Source organism: Deltaproteobacteria bacterium HGW-Deltaproteobacteria-4, from assembly GCA_002841765.1.
Lineage (GTDB): Bacteria > Desulfobacterota > Desulfuromonadia > Desulfuromonadales > UBA2197 > UBA2197.
In genome coordinates, this window is the sequence record PHAV01000016.1 from 66177 (window position 1) to 83283 (window position 17107).

Annotated in this window: 18 protein-coding genes, 2 tRNA genes and 2 riboswitches (1 of these 22 running past the window's edge); of the genes, 16 read left to right on the plus strand and 4 right to left on the minus strand. The window is 55.2% G+C overall.

All coding sequences use genetic code 11. The features are described 5' to 3' along the window. Positions 1–5: riboswitch (cyclic di-GMP riboswitch) on the minus strand (it extends 73 nt beyond the left edge of the window). A gap of 168 nt (positions 6–173) precedes the next feature. After that, a riboswitch (cyclic di-GMP riboswitch) is annotated at positions 174–251 on the minus strand. A gap of 40 nt (positions 252–291) precedes the next feature. The 3 genes from CVU69_11075 to CVU69_11085 form a co-directional block, all read right to left on the minus strand. Continuing rightward, positions 292–367 (minus strand) — tRNA-Ala (locus CVU69_11075). Between the two features lie 109 nt (positions 368–476). Then, positions 477–1136, minus strand: coding sequence for a phosphoribosylglycinamide formyltransferase (locus CVU69_11080; protein ID PKN11691.1), 660 nt, complete (start codon positions 1134–1136; stop codon positions 477–479). Positions 1137–1146: 10 nt separating this feature from the next. Then, positions 1147–2178, minus strand: coding sequence for a phosphoribosylformylglycinamidine cyclo-ligase (locus CVU69_11085; protein ID PKN11758.1), 1032 nt, complete (start codon positions 2176–2178; stop codon positions 1147–1149). A gap of 162 nt (positions 2179–2340) precedes the next feature. Between CVU69_11085 and rimI the strand changes: the two genes are divergently transcribed. The 16 genes from rimI (at position 2341) to CVU69_11165 (ending at position 15810) form a co-directional block, all read left to right on the plus strand. After that, positions 2341–2844 carry a ribosomal-protein-alanine N-acetyltransferase gene (gene rimI / locus CVU69_11090; GenBank protein PKN11692.1) on the plus strand — a complete coding sequence of 168 codons (504 nt, stop codon included), beginning with the start codon at positions 2341–2343 and terminating at the stop codon, positions 2842–2844. Between the two features lie 65 nt (positions 2845–2909). Beyond that, positions 2910–3770: a dihydroorotate dehydrogenase electron transfer subunit gene (locus CVU69_11095; GenBank protein ID PKN11693.1), complete on the plus strand. Its 861-nt coding sequence runs from the start codon at positions 2910–2912 to the stop codon at positions 3768–3770. A 14-nt stretch (positions 3771–3784) separates the two neighbouring features. After that, positions 3785–4702, plus strand: a complete 918-nt coding sequence (locus CVU69_11100; GenBank protein ID PKN11759.1) for a dihydroorotate dehydrogenase — start codon at positions 3785–3787, stop codon at positions 4700–4702. Beyond that, positions 4699–5601 carry an EamA/RhaT family transporter gene (locus CVU69_11105; protein ID PKN11694.1) on the plus strand — a complete coding sequence of 301 codons (903 nt, stop codon included), beginning with the start codon at positions 4699–4701 and terminating at the stop codon, positions 5599–5601. Before CVU69_11100 ends, CVU69_11105 begins: the two co-directional genes overlap by 4 nt. After that, on the plus strand, positions 5598–6455 hold the full coding sequence (locus tag CVU69_11110; protein ID PKN11695.1) for a 4-(cytidine 5'-diphospho)-2-C-methyl-D-erythritol kinase: 858 nt from the start codon (positions 5598–5600) through the stop codon (positions 6453–6455). Before CVU69_11105 ends, CVU69_11110 begins: the two co-directional genes overlap by 4 nt. 16 nt (positions 6456–6471) lie before the next feature. After that, positions 6472–6546 (plus strand) — tRNA-Gln (locus CVU69_11115). A gap of 106 nt (positions 6547–6652) precedes the next feature. Further along, a complete protein-coding gene (locus CVU69_11120) occupies positions 6653–7591 on the plus strand; it encodes a phosphoribosylpyrophosphate synthetase (GenBank protein PKN11696.1) in 939 nt (312 codons plus the stop codon). A 72-nt stretch (positions 7592–7663) separates the two neighbouring features. Further along, positions 7664–8245 carry a 50S ribosomal protein L25 gene (locus tag CVU69_11125; GenBank protein ID PKN11697.1) on the plus strand — a complete coding sequence of 194 codons (582 nt, stop codon included), beginning with the start codon at positions 7664–7666 and terminating at the stop codon, positions 8243–8245. A 10-nt stretch (positions 8246–8255) separates the two neighbouring features. Next, positions 8256–8828, plus strand: coding sequence for an aminoacyl-tRNA hydrolase (locus CVU69_11130; GenBank protein PKN11698.1), 573 nt, complete (start codon positions 8256–8258; stop codon positions 8826–8828). Positions 8829–8868: 40 nt separating this feature from the next. Then, on the plus strand, positions 8869–10917 hold the full coding sequence (locus CVU69_11135; protein ID PKN11699.1) for a sodium-translocating pyrophosphatase: 2049 nt from the start codon (positions 8869–8871) through the stop codon (positions 10915–10917). Between the two features lie 88 nt (positions 10918–11005). After that, positions 11006–12100, plus strand: coding sequence for a redox-regulated ATPase YchF (locus CVU69_11140; GenBank protein PKN11700.1), 1095 nt, complete (start codon positions 11006–11008; stop codon positions 12098–12100). A gap of 150 nt (positions 12101–12250) precedes the next feature. Beyond that, positions 12251–12652, plus strand: a complete 402-nt coding sequence (gene rpsF, locus CVU69_11145) for a 30S ribosomal protein S6 (GenBank protein PKN11701.1) — start codon at positions 12251–12253, stop codon at positions 12650–12652. A 24-nt stretch (positions 12653–12676) separates the two neighbouring features. Continuing rightward, the gene (gene rpsR, locus CVU69_11150; protein PKN11702.1) at positions 12677–12943 is read left to right on the plus strand and encodes a 30S ribosomal protein S18; all 267 of its coding nucleotides are present in this window, start codon (positions 12677–12679) and stop codon (positions 12941–12943) included. Positions 12944–12961: 18 nt separating this feature from the next. Further along, positions 12962–13897, plus strand: a complete 936-nt coding sequence (locus CVU69_11155; GenBank protein ID PKN11703.1) for a hypothetical protein — start codon at positions 12962–12964, stop codon at positions 13895–13897. A 25-nt stretch (positions 13898–13922) separates the two neighbouring features. Then, positions 13923–14369, plus strand: coding sequence for a 50S ribosomal protein L9 (locus CVU69_11160; GenBank protein ID PKN11704.1), 447 nt, complete (start codon positions 13923–13925; stop codon positions 14367–14369). A 64-nt stretch (positions 14370–14433) separates the two neighbouring features. Further along, positions 14434–15810 carry a replicative DNA helicase gene (locus CVU69_11165; protein ID PKN11705.1) on the plus strand — a complete coding sequence of 459 codons (1377 nt, stop codon included), beginning with the start codon at positions 14434–14436 and terminating at the stop codon, positions 15808–15810. A 110-nt stretch (positions 15811–15920) separates the two neighbouring features. Here the strand turns inward: CVU69_11165 and CVU69_11170 are convergent, their stop codons facing one another. Then, complete coding sequence (locus tag CVU69_11170) at positions 15921–17021, minus strand: hypothetical protein (GenBank protein ID PKN11706.1); 1101 nt, start codon at positions 17019–17021, stop codon at positions 15921–15923. Positions 17022–17107: the final 86 nt, after the last annotated feature.

Sequence of the window (17107 nt, forward strand, 5' to 3'; positions counted from 1 at the left end):
TTTTGCCCTTTCGGAGTACTTTTTCGATTGAGTTAAATCGTTACGAGCAGAACCCTGATGCTCTCTTTTTGTGTCGCGAGCTCAAAATAAAACAAGGGCACTCTCTTCTGCCGAAGATGAGCGCCCTTGTGTCGGTAAAATTAATACCGGTTGCCAAGATGCGTTTCCATCTCTTCGGCAACCCGGCGATCCTGAAATCAGGACCCGTGGTTTTGCGTCACCAGATTACTCTGGTTTTGCCCTTTCGGAGTACTTTTCAGGTTACAAGCTTTCGCTTGTGACCGTTAATACTGGTGGAGCTGAGCGGGATCGAACCGCTGACCTCTTGAATGCCATTCAAGCGCTCTCCCAACTGAGCTACAGCCCCTCTTAATCGGTGAGGCGGTTTATATCAAAGGGGCTCTTTCCTGTCAATATTTTTTTCGCGAGCCATGATTATTATCATCGTTATATGAAAGGACTGGGAAGAAAAGGCCTTAGAGGGGCGGATTCACCAGAGCACCGTCGACGGCGCCGGCATCGGTGATCCTGACCCGCCGCCCCTCGACCCGCAGCCGTCCCTCGGCAATCAACTGAATAGCCCGGGGATAAATTTGGTGCTCCTGTACCAGGATGCGTGCAGACAGACTCGCTTCGTCATCATCGTCAAGGATCGGCACCACCGCCTGAATAATGATCGGACCGGTATCGACGCCACCATCGACAAAGTGCACCGTGCAACCGGAGAAACGGGCGCCGGCCTCCAACGCCTTTTTTTGCACATGCAGCCCGGGAAAGGCCGGCAGCAGCGCAGGATGGATATTGATGATCCGTTCAGGAAAAGCAGCAATAAAGGGGTCGGAGATAAGACGCATAAAACCGGCAAGAACGACGAGATCGACACTGGCAGCCTGAAGGGCATGAACAACAGCCTGATCGAAAGCGGCGCGATCGGTAAAGGAACGATGATCGATGAGTGTCGTCGCAATCCCTGACTGCTCCGCCCGACTTAGGGCACCGGCACCGGGGACATTGGACAGAACCAAAACGATCTCGGCATCGATGCTGCCATCCGCACAACGATCGATAATCGCCTGAAGATTCGAGCCACTCCCCGAGGCCAGGACGCCGAGGCGCAGTTTACGCGGTGCGGACATGAACGGCTCCTTAAACGAATTCGACCTGCTCGCCCCCTTCGGGACATTTGACAATCTCGCCGATCAGATAAGGATGCTCGTTCAAGCCGGTTAAACGTGACATGATGTCGTCAACTTCCACGGCCGGGACGATGAGAATCATGCCGATGCCAGAATTGAAGGTGCGATACATCTCCAGTTCGGGGATATTTCCCCCCTCACGCAAGAGTTCAAAGATCGGCAACTTTGGCCAACTATCCTTGTGAAAGACGGCCCGACAATTGTGTGGCAGGACGCGCGGGACATTCTCAACCAGGCCGCCACCGGTGATATGCGCCATGCCTTTGATCGAGAAGTGCTTGAGGAGATTAAGCAGACTCTTGACATAGATCCGGGTCGGGGTGAGGAGTTCTGCCCCGATGCTCCGCTCCAGACCACTCACCGTGCTGTCAATCTTCAGTCCCATGCGCTCAAAAAGAATTTTTCGTGCCAGCGAATAGCCGTTGGAATGGAGTCCGGTGGAGGCGAGTCCGATAATCTTGTCGCCGACCGTAGAGGTCGAACCGTCAATGATATTGTCACGATCGACAACGCCGACAGTGAAACCGGCGAGATCGTATTCCCCTTCGCTATACATCCCCGGCATTTCGGCAGTCTCCCCGCCGACCAATGCACAGCCGGCCTGGATACAGCCCTCGGAGATGCCACGGACGATCTCCACCGCCTTCTCCGGCGAGAGCTTGCCGGTGGCCAGGTAGTCAAGAAAGAAGAGGGGTTCGGCCCCCTGGACAATGACATCATTGACGCACATCGCCACCAGGTCGATGCCGACGGTGTCGTGTTTATCCATCATGAAGGCGATCTTGAGCTTGGTACCGACGCCATCGGTCGAGGAGACCAGGGCCGGCTGCTTGTACTTGGCGGCGTTCAAGGAGAAGAGTCCGCCAAAGCCACCGAGGTCGCCCAGCACCTCCGGACGGCTGGTCGCCTTGACCAGAGGCTTGATCATCTGCACAAAACGGTTGCCGGCATCGATATCGACGCCCGCGTCCTTATAAGTCATGGAATCTTTCTGAGACAAAGTGTGGCTCCTTGCAGGAATTTAAGGCTACCATTAATAAATCAGGCCGATTCCTCTTGTCAACGGCAAAGGGAGGCTCAGAATTGCCGATTCGATGCAGATCAAGGATAAAAAACTCCTTTACTCTAAAAAGCACGCCCCTTTATGATGCAGAGCAATCCTGCGTCAAGAAAGATATTAGAAATAATCATGTTCACAATTCGTCCCTTGTGCAGCGATGACCTCCCCCGTATTCTCGCCATTGAACGTCAATGTCATGCTTATCCCTGGTCGGAAGAGATCTTTCACGACGAGATGAAGACAACACATTCACGTCTCTGGGTCGCTGTCGAGGAAGAAGAGATCGCCGGCTTCCTTTGCTGGTGGACGATCAGCGGTGAGATCGAAATTCAAAATATCGCAACGGCTCTGCGTTATCGCCGTAGCGGCGTCGGGCGCTGCCTGCTTGCGGCGATCCTCGCCGCAGCCAGGGCCGAGGGGATCAACCGGGCGCTCCTCGAAGTCCGGGTCAGCAATCTTGGCGCCATTAAACTTTACCGTGAATTCGGCTTCATCGATTGCTGTACCCGCCGCTGTTACTATGCTGATGGCGAAGATGCCCTGCTGATGGAATTGCCCCTGTCCCAGGACGGAATAAAGTCTATCTAAGATTGATTTGCTGCGCCAACTTTGCGTATAGTGCGCGTCATCTTTTCCCCTGTCGCGGAGTCCCCATGAAAAATTACAGCACCACCATCCTCGCCAATAACGAGATTGCCCCCGGCTATTTCCGCATGAAGCTCCTTGCCCCCGGCATCAGCACGCAAACGCAGCCGGGACAGTTCATCATGATCCGGCCGCAAACCGGCCTGCCGACCATGTTGCGCCGCCCCTTCGGCATCCTGCGCTGCGGCTTTCTCCCTCCCGAATGCGATGGTCTCCCCGAACGCGAGTACCTGGAAATTCTTTATAAAGTCGTCGGCAAGGGGACGGCTTTTTTGAGCGAACTCCACGCCGGCGACCGGGCCGAAGTCCTCGGCCCCCTCGGGCGCGGCTTTGACCTCGGAGCAATCGACAAGGAGAAGATCCTCGTCGGCGGCGGCATCGGCCTCGTCCCCTTGTATCTCCTGGCCGAAACGTTGATCAAACGTGGCGACAAAGTCCGCCTGTTGATGGGGGGCCGCACCCGCGACGACATCCTCTGCGTCACTGAATTCGAGCGCATCGGCGTTGAGACCTACGTCTCCACCGATGACGGCAGTCTCGGCGAAGCCGGCTTCGTCACCAATGTACTCAAGCGCAAACTCGACAAATATCCGCAGGCGGAAGTCTTTGCCTGCGGCCCGATGCCGATGCTGGCGGCGGTGGCACATATCTGCTCTGTCGATCATATCCCCCTGCAGGTCTCGCTGGAGGCACACATGGCCTGCGGCGTCGGCGCCTGCCTCGGCTGCGTCGTCAAGGGGGCCGGCCACAGCGAGCAAAACCCCCGCTATCTCTGCACCTGTAAAGCCGGCCCGGTCTTCACAGCGGACGAGCTTGACTGGGAGCGACTGGAGCATAAGGGCGAGAGCTGCACGAAAGGATGTGCATAATGACAAACGAGAAGATGAAACGTCCGAATCTGGCCGTGGAGATCGCTGGGATCAAACTGAAAAATCCGGTCATGCCCGCTTCCGGCACCTTTGGCTACGGCGAGGAATACGCTCCCTATCTCGACCTCAATTGCCTCGGCGCCATCGTCACCAAGGGTCTCTCCCTCAACCCCAAAGCCGGTAATCCGACTCCGCGCATCGCCGAGACCACAAGCGGCATGCTCAACGCCATCGGCCTGCAGAACGTCGGCATCGACGCCTTTGTGCAGAGTAAAGTCCCTTATTACCGCGGCGTCACCACTCCGATCATCGCCAACTTCTTCGGGAACACTCTGGAGGAGTACGGTGAAGTGGCGCGCAAACTTAACGATGTCCCGGAAGTCACGGCGGTCGAGCTCAACATCTCCTGCCCCAACGTCAAGCAAGGGGGGATTGTCTTTGGCACCGAAGCATCGGCCGCCAGTCAGGTCGTCGCTCTTGTCCGTAAGGCTCTGAACAAACCACTGATTGTCAAACTCACCCCCAACGTCACCGACATCACGATCATCGCCCGTGCCGTCGAAGAGGCCGGCGCCGACGCCATCAGCTGCATCAACACCATTACCGGCATGGCCATCGACATTCGCACCCGGAAACCGAAGATCGCCAACCGCACCGGCGGCCTCTCCGGCCCGGCGATCCGTCCGGTGGCGGTGCGCATGACCCATCAGGTAGTGCAAGCGGTGAAGATCCCGGTCATCGGTATCGGCGGCATCATGTGCGCCGAGGATGCCCTGGAATTTTTGATCGCCGGCGCCACGGCGGTGCAGGTCGGTACTGCCAACTTCATCGATCCGGCGGCGATGATTGCGGTGATTGAGGGGCTGGAGCGCTTTTTGATGGAAGAGGGGTTGGATGATATTCGCCAGGTGATCGGCAGTTTGCAGTCATGAAAACCGGAATATCCGAGGACGAAGGCCGACTGCAACGACGCGCCGTCTTCTTCCTCACTCTCACCACTCTCCTTTGGGGAGGGAGCTTTCTCTTTACCAAGCTCGGCGTCCGCGATTTTCCACCAGTGACCTTCATGACCCTGCGCTTTGCCGGCGCCGCCCTGCTGATGGCGGCGTTCTGCACCCGGCGCCTGCCCCGCCTGACCCTGAAAGTGACGGCCCGCGGCGCCCTGATCGGCACTGCCCTGGCGGCAGCCAACATTATGTTTGTCACGGGAATCAGCGGCACGACAATCTCCCGGGCCGGCTTCCTCAACAACCTCTTTGTCTTGATCATCCCGCTCCTGAGCTTCCTCCTCTGGCAGACGCGTCTGGAAATCGCCACCCTCTTCGGGGTGCTGCTGGCGACCGCCGGCCTGACGCAACTAGCCGAAGGGGGGCTGGAGGGTTTTAACCGCGGCGATCTCTTTTCCACGATTTGCGCCCTCTTTATCTCGGTGCATATCCTTTCGGTCGCAAAATTCATGGGCGATGCGGATGTGCGCCTGGTGACCTTCATCCAATTTGTCGCCGTGGCCCTGTGGGGGAGTCTGGCACTCCTCTTTACCCCGGCGGCGATCCTCCATCCCGGCCCGCTGGCGTTGATCTCCCTTGTTTATTGCATCATCTTTCCGACCGTCATTGCCTTTACCCTGCAAAATACCTGGCAACGCTTTATCAGCCCGACCCAGGCTGGCCTCCTTTACACCCTTGACCCGGTATGGAGTCTTCTCGGCGGCCTCTTTTTTCTGCGGGAAGAGTTGAGCCGCAGGGAATGGCTCGGATGTGTTCTCCTTTTCAGCGCCGCCCTCCTCCCTTTGCTCTTCAGGCTGCGGCGCGAACAAAGGAGTCCGGCATGAAAATCACCCTCTTCTCTCCTGCCAAGATTAACCTCTGCCTGCATGTCCTCGGCAAACGCCCGGACGGCTACCATGAACTGGCGATGTTGATGCAGAGCCTCGACTTTGGCGACACAGTGGAGATACACCTCACCGATCGTCCCGGTGAGGTGCTTGTCGATTGTGCCGGGGTCGACCTTCCGACTGGCGATGAAAACATCGCGGCTAAAGCGGCACGGCGGATGCTCTCCCTCAGCAACATGCAGGCCGGGGTGCGGATTGACATCGACAAAAAAATCCCGGTGGCAGCCGGTCTTGGCGGCGGTTCCTCCAATGCCGCGACCACCCTGCTCGGGTTGAACAAACTGCTCAATCTGCAACTCTCAAAAGAAGAATTGATGGCCGAAGGGGTTAAACTCGGAGCTGATGTTCCTTTCTTCCTCTTTGCCGACAAGGCATGGGCGACCGGGATTGGAGACCAACTCGCATCCGTCCCCCCTCTCCCCCCAGTCTGGTATGTTCTGGTCAACCCGGAAATCTCCATCTCGACAGCATGGGTTTATCAAAATTTGGGGTTGACAGCGCCCCCCATTCTGACTAAACTTCCCCGGTTTCCTACTACCGTGGACGATCTTGTCGCGATTATGGAGAATGATCTGGAACGGATAACGATCGATCACTATCCGTTACTTGCTGAAATCAAAGGCAAACTGATCGAGCTTGGAGCCAAGGGGGCCTTGATGTCCGGAAGCGGCTCGACCCTCTTCGGAGTTTTTGCCGAAGAGACTCAAGCGCATGCTGCGGCAGAAATCCTTCGGGCCGGCAGCGATTGGCGCATTATCACAACAAAACCGTTATCCGTAGAGAAAAAATAAAGAGATTCGTAATTATTGGGGCGTCGCCAAGCGGTAAGGCACCGGATTTTGATTCCGGCATTCCCAGGTTCGATCCCTGGCGCCCCAGCCACAAAATCAGTTTATGTCGCAAAAGCAGGTGACGCGGCATAACAGCAGCCGTCAGGTCATGGCTCGCCATGACCTGAGTTTTTCCGGGCAACCACGAGGTAGCGGCAATGAATAAACTCAAGATCTTTTGCGGAAACTCCAACCCTGCCCTGGCCCGTGAAATCTGTGATTGCCTGAATATCAATCTCGGCAATGCCAAAGTGAAAAACTTCTCTGACGGCGAAATCATGGTTGAAATCGGCGAAAACGTCCGCGGCGCCGAAGTTTACGTTCTGCAGTCAACCTGCTCCCCGACCAACAATAACCTGATGGAAATGCTGATCATGATCGATGCACTGAAACGTGCTTCGGCAGAAAAGATCACTGCGGTTATTCCTTACTTCGGTTATGCCCGCCAGGATCGTAAGGTTGCCCCGCGGACGCCGATCACCAGTAAACTTGTCGCCGACCTTATCGAGACCGCCGGTGCTGACCGCGTCTTGACCATCGATTTGCACGCCGGTCAGATTCAAGGCTTTTTCAATGTCCCGGTCGACCACCTTTACACCAACCCGGTCATGCTCCATGACATGGGGAATCGCTTTAAAGAGCGGGTAGTGGTGGTCTCGCCGGATGCCGGTGGCGTTGAGCGTGCCCGCGCTATCGCCAAACGTCTTGATGCCGGACTGGCCATCATTGACAAGCGCCGCAGCGGACCAAACGTTTCCGAGGTCATGCACATCATTGGCGATGTTGCCGACCAGACCTGTATTATTGTCGATGACATGATCGATACTGCCGGCACCCTGTGTCAGGCGGCCAAAGCGATCAAGGACAGCGGCGCCAAAGAAGTCTACGCTTATGCAGCGCACGCGGTCCTTTCCGGCCCGGCACTTGAGCGGATCAACGCCAGTTGCCTTCATGAAGTGGTTGTAACCAATACTATTCCGGTGCAGGACAAGACAGCTGAGTGCTCAAAATTACGGGTTCTCTCCGTTGCTGATCTCCTGGCCGAAGCTATCCGCCGCATTCATGGCGACGAATCGGTCAGTTCCCTCTTCGTCTAATCCACTGAATCATTGAACCGATCAACGATATAAACGCTACACGTCTCTTTTAAGAGTGAATGGAGGAAGATCATGTCACAAGCTGAATTGAACGTTTCTACCCGCACCCGTCTCGGCAAAGGGGGCAATCGTGTCCTGCGCAGCCAGGAACAGGCTCCGGCCGTTGTCTATGGCAAAGGGATGGATCCCTGCGCCATTACCATTGACCCGAAAACCTTTAAAAAAGCCCTCGGTCGCGACATTAACACCCTGATCACCCTCAAGGGAGAAGGTCCCTTTGACGGCAAGGTCGTTATCGTCAAAGAGATCAAGAAGCATGCGATCCGTCGCAACATCATGCATGTTGATTTTTTGGCGATCGACCTGACCAAACCGGTGCAGGTTATGGTTCCGTTGCACACCGTCGGTAAATCCCAAGGGGAAAAGGACGGCGGCAGCTTGCAGATGATTCGCCATGAACTTGAAGTTTCCTGCCTGCCGACAGCAATTCCTGCCGCGATCGAAATTGATGTCACCGCGCTGAAAGTCGGTACCGTTCTTCACGTCAACGACCTTCAACTCCCCGCCGGAGTCGAAGCGCCGCACGATGTCAACTTCACCATCCTCACCGTCACCGGCATTACCGCTGAAGCAGAGGAACAGGCCGAGGCCTGATCCTTAACGCATGAAGTTGATCGTCGGCCTGGGCAATCCCGGCCCCAAGTATGACGGCACCCGACACAATGTCGGGTTCATGGTGGCGCGAAGACTGGCGGAACAATCCGGGATCGCCCTGAAGCGCCAAGGTCATCAAGGCATATACGGCGTCGGTCGCATCGCAGGGATCGAAGCAATGATCCTGCTGCCGCAAACATTTATGAATGTCAGCGGCACCAGCGTAACCTCGGCCTACAAATCCCTCGGCATCCCTCCGGGGGATTTGATTGTCATACACGATGACATTGACCTCCCTTTCAGTCGCTTGCGACTGCGGATCGGGGGCGGACACGGCGGCCACAACGGCATTCGCAGCATCGCAGCCACGCTCGGCACCGGCGACTTCTGCCGACTCAAGATCGGAGTCGGTCGACCGCAAGCAGGAGGGGTCGCAGACTATGTCCTCGGCAACTTTGACGTAACGGAACGACAGCAGCTCCCCGAATTGCTCGATCTCGCAGTTCAGGTCATCGAGACAATCGCCACAAGCGGCAGCGCGGCAGCAATGAACGAGTTCAACAATCAGCAGGTTCTTTCATGACCCATAGAATATTGCCCACGAAAGAGAGGAGCTCCGCAAGATGGAACTGCAACATCTAGCCCCCATACTGGGGATCATCGGCTTTGTCATCGCCATCCTGATCTACAACGTCATCAAGGCCGAACCAGTCGGTAACGAAAAGATGGCAGAGATCGGCGACGCCATCCGCGCAGGTGCGATGGCCTTCCTTAAACGCGAGTACACAGTGCTGGCGGTCTTCATCGTTCTGGTCTTCATTTTGATCAGTATCGCACCGAGCCTCGGCATCAATTCAGCTTTGGCCTTTCTGGGCGGTGCATTATGTTCGATGCTCTGCGGTTTCATCGGCATGAAAGCTGCGACCCATGCCAACGTCAGAACTGCCGAAGCGGCCCGTACCGGCGGCCAAAGCAAGGCGCTGATGATCTCTTTCAACGGCGGCGCAGTCATGGGACTCTCGGTTGCATCGATGGGTCTGATCGGGGTCGGTGTTGCCTATATCATCTTCGGTGGCGATCCAGCGACCTCCGTCTACATCAACGGCTTCGCCATGGGCGCCTCCTCGATCGCTCTCTTCGCTCGCGTCGGCGGCGGCATCTACACCAAAGCTGCTGACGTCGGTGCTGACCTGGTCGGCAAAGTCGAGGCAGGAATTCCTGAGGATGATCCCCGCAACCCTGGCGTCATCGCTGACAACGTCGGTGACTGCGTCGGTGACACTGCCGGTATGGGTGCTGACATTTTCGAATCGTACGTCGGCTCGATCATTGCCACCGTAGCCATCGCTGCTGCAGCTAGTGCCGGCTTGATGAGCACTTTGGCCGGGCAACCGGTTGAGGTCGGTTCTGATCTCTTTCGCCTGACCCAGTCGAACGCCATGCTCCTGCCGCTGGTTCTCGCCATGGCCGGACTGATCTTCTCGCTGATCGGTGTCGGCTCGATGAAATTCCTCAAGAATATCGACCCGGCTGCCGCCCTGCGCTATACCACCTTTGTCGCTGCCGGCGGCTTCCTGGTCGCCACCTTCTTCATCACCCGGGCCATGCATATCAGCAACGGCGTCTTCTGGGCCGTTCTCGCCGGCACCCTGGCCGGGATCGCCATCGGCCTGATCACCGAGTACTACACCTCAGCGTCACCGGTCCGCCGCATTGCCGATGCCAGCAAGACCGGCCCGGCAACCAACATCATCCACGGACTGGCTGTCGGCCTCGAGAGTTGTGTGCTGCCGATTCTGGTTATCTGTGTCGGAATCTTTGTCGCGAATCAATTTGCTGGACTCTACGGTATCGGCATTGCCGCTGTCGGCATGCTCGCCACCGTTGGCGTCACCATGACCGTCGATGCCTATGGCCCGATCGCCGATAATGCCGGCGGCATTTCCGAGATGGCCGGTCTCGGCCCGGAAGTCCGCAAAATCACCGACGGCCTCGACGCCATCGGTAACACCACTGCCGCCGTCGGCAAGGGTTTTGCTATCGGTTCCGCTGCTCTCACCGCCCTGGCCCTCTTCTCCGCCTATGCCAGCGCTGTTAAACTTGAGTCGATCAACCTGCTCCAGCCGCTGACCGTTATCGGTCTGTTGATCGGCGGGGCGATCCCCTTCTTTATCGGTGCCCTGACCATGACCTCGGTCGGCCGGGCTGCCGGCAAGATGGTCGATGAAATTCGTCGTCAGTTCCGCGAAATTCCCGGCCTCCTCGAAGGATTGCCAGGAGTCAAGCCGGAGCCGGAGAAGTGCGTCGACATCTCCGCTCGCGCCGCTCTGCGCGAGATGATCCTCCCCGGCGTCGTGGCAGTCGTCTCTCCGGTCCTGGTCGGTCTGCTCCTGGGCAAAGAAGCTCTCGGCGGCATGCTCGCCGGTGCCACCCTGGCCGGGGTACTGATGGCCCTCTTCATGTCCAACGCCGGCGGCGCCTGGGACAACGCCAAGAAGTTCATCGAAAAGGGTGAACTGACCGGTGAAAAGAAGGGTGGCGATGCTCACAAGGCGGCTGTTGTCGGCGACACTGTCGGCGACCCGTTCAAGGACACCTCCGGCCCGGCGATGAATATCCTGATCAAATTGATGAGTGTCGTGTCGCTGGTTATCGCTCCGCTTTTGGTCTGATAGCTCGCTATAAAGTTCCAGTTATTTTTCCGGAGAATAGCCGGGGCCGCAGCGCCCCGGCTATTCTCCGTTTAAGGAAGGATTCTCCATGGGGTTCAAATGCGGCATCGTCGGACTTCCCAACGTCGGCAAGTCGACCATCTTCAATGCCATCACCAGTGCCGGGGCCGAAGCGGCCAACTATCCTTTTTGCACCATTGAGCCGAACGTTGGCGTCGTCTCGATGCGTGACAAGCGACTGGAAGCCCTTGCTGAAATCGTCAACCCGCAACGGGTTCTGCCGACAGCCATGGAGTTTGTCGATATTGCCGGCCTGGTTAAAGGGGCGAGTCAAGGCGAGGGACTGGGCAATCAATTTCTCGGTCATATCCGGCAAGTCGAAGCGATTGCCCATATTGTCCGCTGTTTCGAAGATGAAAATGTCGTCCATGTCGACGGTACCGTCGATCCTCTGCGCGATATTGAAGTCATCCAGACGGAACTCAACCTTTCCGATCTCGATACTGTCGATAAACGCATTTCCCGGTCTGAAAAGCAGGCGCGTAGCGGCGACAAAAAACTCCAGGAGGAACTCGCCGTACTGATCAAGGTGCGCGAAGCCTTGAACAATGGCAGGACAGCACTTTCCTGTGATTTGAGCAGCGAAGAGCGACTGATCCTGCGTGATCTGCACCTGATTACCGATAAACCGGTCCTGTATGTCGCCAATGTCAGCGAAGACGATCTTGACGGCAAACATCCTTTTGTCGAAAAGGTCCGCGCTCACGCCAAAGCAGAAGGGGCAGAGTTCGTCATTATCTGCGGCAAGATCGAAGCGGAGATTGCGGAGTTGTCAGAGGACGAAAAGATCGACTTTCTGCAGGATCTCGGCCTGGAAGAATCCGGTCTCGACCGGATGATTCATGCCGGATACAAACTCCTGGGCTTGATCACTTACTTTACCGCGGGAGTCAAGGAAGTCCGCGCCTGGACTATTCCCAAAGGCGCCAAAGCGCCGCAAGCAGCCGGAGTCATTCACACGGACTTTGAAAAAGGCTTTATCCGCGCCGAAGTCATCGCCTATGAAGACTTTATCGCCTGTCGCGGTGAAGCCGGTGCCAAAGAAAAAGGCCTCATGCGCCTGGAAGGCAAAGAATATGTCGTCAAGGACGGAGACCTTATGCATTTCCGCTTCAATGTTTGATCCCGAAAAAACCACATTGAAAAAACCTTGCTCCAGACAGACCATTGTGCTAAAAGTTTCCGTTCGATAAGGTGATGGCGCTTTCATGAGCGAACCATCTCTCCTTGCTCCGGCATGGTGCCGGGGCTTAATACCCACAAGGAGTTCAGCATGACACGTACGTACGAATCAATCTTCATCGTCCGCCCGGATTTGACCGGTGACGCCTACACGGCTGTTATCGACAAGTTCAAAGGGGTCCTGACCGATCAGGGCGCATCGATCATCAAGGTCGATGAATGGGGAGTCCGCAAGTTGGCCTATACGGTCAAAAAACAGAACCGCGGCAGTTATGTCCTGGTAATCTTTGAAGCCGATCCGAAGGTGATCCTCGAATATGAGCGCCGTCTGCGCCTCGATGAATCGATCATCAAGTTTATCAACATTCACCTCGAAAAAGGTTTCGTACTGCCGGCAGTGGCAGTGGAAGCTGTTGCGACAACGGCCGCTGAAGAGCCCGCCGAGGATGATCTGCTGGTAAACGCCGAAGAAGCTGCCGAAGAAAACGCCTGATCACTGTCACGGAGGAGATAAAAGATGGCTTACGAAAAGAGACCGAGCGCCCCGGGTGGTGCCCGTAGACGTTTTACCCGCCGCAAAGGCTGTCGTTACTGTGCAGACTCTGCATTGAAAATCGATTATAAGGAGACAAAATCCCTCCGCTACTTCATCTCAGAGCGGGGCAAAATTGTGCCGCGTCGTATTTCCGGCAACTGCGCAGAACACCAGCGCAAAGTCAACGAAGCGATCAAACTGGCCCGCAATATTGCACTGCTCCCGTTCACTGCGGGACAGGGCGATTAAACCGAGACTTCTGCCCATATGTTTACGGGCATAGCCCCTCTTTTGGGGGCCATACTGGCAACTGTCGGACTGGTCTTTGCGGCAGGCGCACTTAAAGCAACGTCGTTCTTTTTCAACCTGCTGGTTCCATTACCGATTGCAGCATTGACCTTGCGTCAAGGGTTGCTTTCGGGGCTGATTGCTTTGGTCGCGTCCGCTGGTTTTCTTGCTGCGGTCAGCCCTGCCGGCGGGTTGGTTGCTTACCTGCTGCAATTCAGCATCGCCTCCCTGCTGCTGCCCTTGCTGATGCGGCAGGGACGACACTGGGACAAAGCAATCGCCATATCATGGGCGATGATGTTTTTAACCGTGGCCATTGTCATGGTCGCAGAAGCAGCAACGCAGGGCATCTCCCTTGATTCCATGCTCAATGACTATATTGGACGAGAGATTGGACAGCTCAAGGAACTCTACAGCCAGTCAGAAGATCTGCCAGCTGAACAAAAAGAGCAACTCCTGACTGTTCTTGATGACCTGGGAAAGACCATGGGGATTATCTGGCCAGCGATAGTGGCATTTCTGGCCGGTTTTTTACTCCTGATACAGGTTTTTCTCCTTTGGTTGCTCCCGGCGACCCGGAACCTGGTTCCCGGACCAGCCTTTATTGACTGGAAATTGCCGGACTATCTGGTCTGGCCAATGATAACCGCCGGGTTTGCTGCTTTTTTTGCAACGGGAACGCCCCAGACGATCGCCATTAACCTGCTGGTTATCTTGTTTCCGCTCTATTATCTGCAGGGACTGGCTATCGTCACTTATTATTTTCAGCAACGCGGCACTTCGCTGTGGTTGCGCGCGATTTCTTATCTGTTTTTAGCTCTCTTCAATCCCCTCCCCTTCCTTTTGGCCGGGGTAGGACTCTTTGATCTCTGGGGTAATTTCAGAACAAAACGCGTCAAACCGAACTCAGACTAAGATACTTTCTCGCAGGAGGATAGCGATGAACATCATTCTCACCGAAAACGTCGAGGGCCTCGGCAAAATCGGCGACCAACTCATGGTCAAACCCGGTTATGCCCGTAACTATCTCGTTCCTCAAGGCCTTGCTGTCGTGGCAAACCTTAGAAATCTCAAGGAACTTGAGCACAACAAGCGTCAACTTGCACACAAAGTGCAAAAGCAGATTCAGGATGCTGAACTGCTTAAAGCACAAATCGAAAAGATCAACTTCGTCTTCGCATTACGCGCCGGTGAAGAAGGAAAACTCTTCGGCTCGGTTACGTCGCTTGATATCGCGACGAAATTGTCGGAGAAGGGGATTGAAATTGATCGCAAGAAGATTGTTCTCGATGATCATATCAAGACCCTTGGCGAACACGCCGTTTCGATCAAACTTTCGGCCGGTGTTGTTGCCACAATCAAAGTTGTGGTCAACGCAGCTGAATAATTTGCCTCAATAGACGAGGGGTCCTTTACTGACCCCTCGTCGCTCATTCTGGTCACCCCCTGTTATGTCTGAAGAGTACGCGTCCCGCCGGCTGCCGCCGCAAAATATCGAAGCTGAGATGTCTGTACTTGGGGGCATCCTCCTCGAAAACGATGCGCTGAACCGCGCCGTCGAAATATTGCGCCCTGACGACTTCTACCGCGGCAGTCACGGCAAAATCTTTTCAGCCCTCCTCGAACTTTCTGATCGCGGCGAACCTGCTGACCTTGTCACCCTGACCGGTGTACTGCAAAGTCGCGGCGAGCTCGAAGCGATCGGCGGCTCTTCCTACCTGGCGACCCTGGTTGACTACGTTCCGACTGCTGCCAATATCCTGTATTACAGCCGCATCGTCAAAGAGAAGGCACTGAACCGCCAGATCATCAATGTTGCGACGGAGATCGCCGGGCGCGGCTATGATGGCGGACAAGCCGATACGCTTCTCGACTGGGCAGAGAAGTCGATATTTGAGCTGACGGCGATGAAGACCCAGCAATCGTACTTTTCCGCCCGCGAAGTGGTCAAGTCGACTATCGCCATCCTCGAAACTCTTTACACACGCAAAGAACTGGTCACCGGTATTCCCACCGGCTTTGCCCAGCTGGACGAAATGACTGCCGGATTCCAGTCCGGAGATCTGATTATCATTGCTGCCCGCCCGTCGATGGGTAAGACGGCTTTTGTCCTCAATCTGGTTGAACATTCGGCTATCTCCGGTTCCAAACCGGTGACCGCCCTGATCTTCTCCCTGGAGATGAGTAAAGAGCAGCTTGTCCAGCGCTTCCTCAGCTCAATTTCACACGTCGATGCCAGCCGCATGCGCCGCGGTCAATTTGGCGATTCTGATTGGCCAAAACTCTTTGAAGCGGCGGATCGTATTGCCAAATCGCAGATTTTTATTGATGACACTCCCTCCATTTCCATCCTCGAATTGCGCGCTAAGGCACGGAGACTCAAAGCCGAGAAGAATCTTGATCTGATTGTTGTCGACTACCTGCAACTGATGTCCGGATCAAATCCCGAGAGCCGGCAACAGGAAATTTCTGAAATCTCCCGTTCCCTCAAGGGCCTCGCCAAAGAGCTCCACGTGCCGGTGATTGCTCTTTCCCAGCTGAATCGCTCTCTGGAAAATCGCACCGACAAACGACCAATCATGGCGGATCTCCGCGAATCCGGCGCCATCGAGCAGGATGCCGATGTGATTATGTTTATTTATCGTGATGCTGTCTATTGCGAAGAGTGCAGAAACCGGGAGAAGGTTTGTGAAAAAGGTCACGAAAAAGACGCAGAAATCATCATCGGCAAACAGCGTAATGGTCCGATTGGCACCATTAAACTCATCTTCCGTGGTGAATATACCCGCTTTGAAAATCGTTCCGATCGCGATGAATTCTCTTCGTAACCGCCAAAAAACTAGCCACTTAAAGGACAAAGAAAAAGGCCGTTTCCCTGAATCTGGAGACGGCCTTTTTTTTGATCTTAAAAAAGAGAATGTGAATCGCGGATTGCTCTCTACTGCCTGGAGGTGGAGACTGTCGTTGTCGCAAACTCTGCTGTAACAGCATCAGCCTCAATCTCTTCCGATTTGAGTGGGAACGTGCCGAGGCGTGGCGATACAGGAATGACCGCTTCTGCTTCTGGTTCGACATCCTCATCAATATCGTCCCCCTCTTCTCCCAACTCTTCATCCCCGTCAACATAACCCGCCTCAAGAACCAGTTCCGGTACTACCTGCGTAGACAGTTCAGCTTCAAGTACTGCCATCGCTTCGCTTTCTGCACTTACACCTGATGCTATTGCGGAAATAAGCGATGAATCAACTTCAGCACCGGTCACCTGACGTGCCAGCATCTCCAGATCAATTTCACCCGGCAGAAAGGTCGCCGTTCGTTTGGCCCCGACATAACGCTTGACGTAATAGGGGTGATTCACATCGGAAATCACCACCTTGCGTTGGCGACTTGAAGCATGAATCATCTTGCCGTTACCGAGGTAAATGCCGACATGGGTAGGATATTTTTTACTGGCACGTGTCCGGAAAAAGAGCAGGTCGCCACTTGCAAGGCTGGGTCGATCAATCTTCATACCGACTGCGTACTGTTCACGGGCAGTACGCGGAAGGTTGATGTCGAACTCACGAAAAACCTGCTGCACAAAACCGGAGCAATCTGTCGAGCTACGGCTCTCCGCTCCATAACGGTAAGGGATGGAGAGATAAGTTCTGGCAATCGGCTCAACGCCGACAGTCTCAAGGGAATCGTCATAATGGCCATCTGCGTTGGGGACTGCAATCCGGGAGATAGCCGGCCTGGATTCTTCGACGCTCGCGTTCGCGTGAACTTTTCCCTCCGACTTTGCTTTCCCCGAAACGATCAGAGTTTGGCCGATCTTCAATCGGGAATCTTTCAATCCGTTCAGTCGTTTCAGCTCGGCCAGCTTCATGCCGTAGCGGCGGGCGATGGTAGAAAGATTATCTCCTGAACGCACTTTGTATTTCTGGGTAACGGCGGCGGATTTTTTCTTCGCCTTTACACTCGCAGGGGCGGGCGTGGCATAAGACAGGGTCGCGACCAGAAAGAATCCTATTATTAAAAAAAACAATGTTTTCAACATGCTGCCCCGTATCAGAAAAGTGCACTATGAAATAGTTGGGTATTTTACTGAGGCAGAGGAATTACCGCAAGAAAAAACAAAAAAAA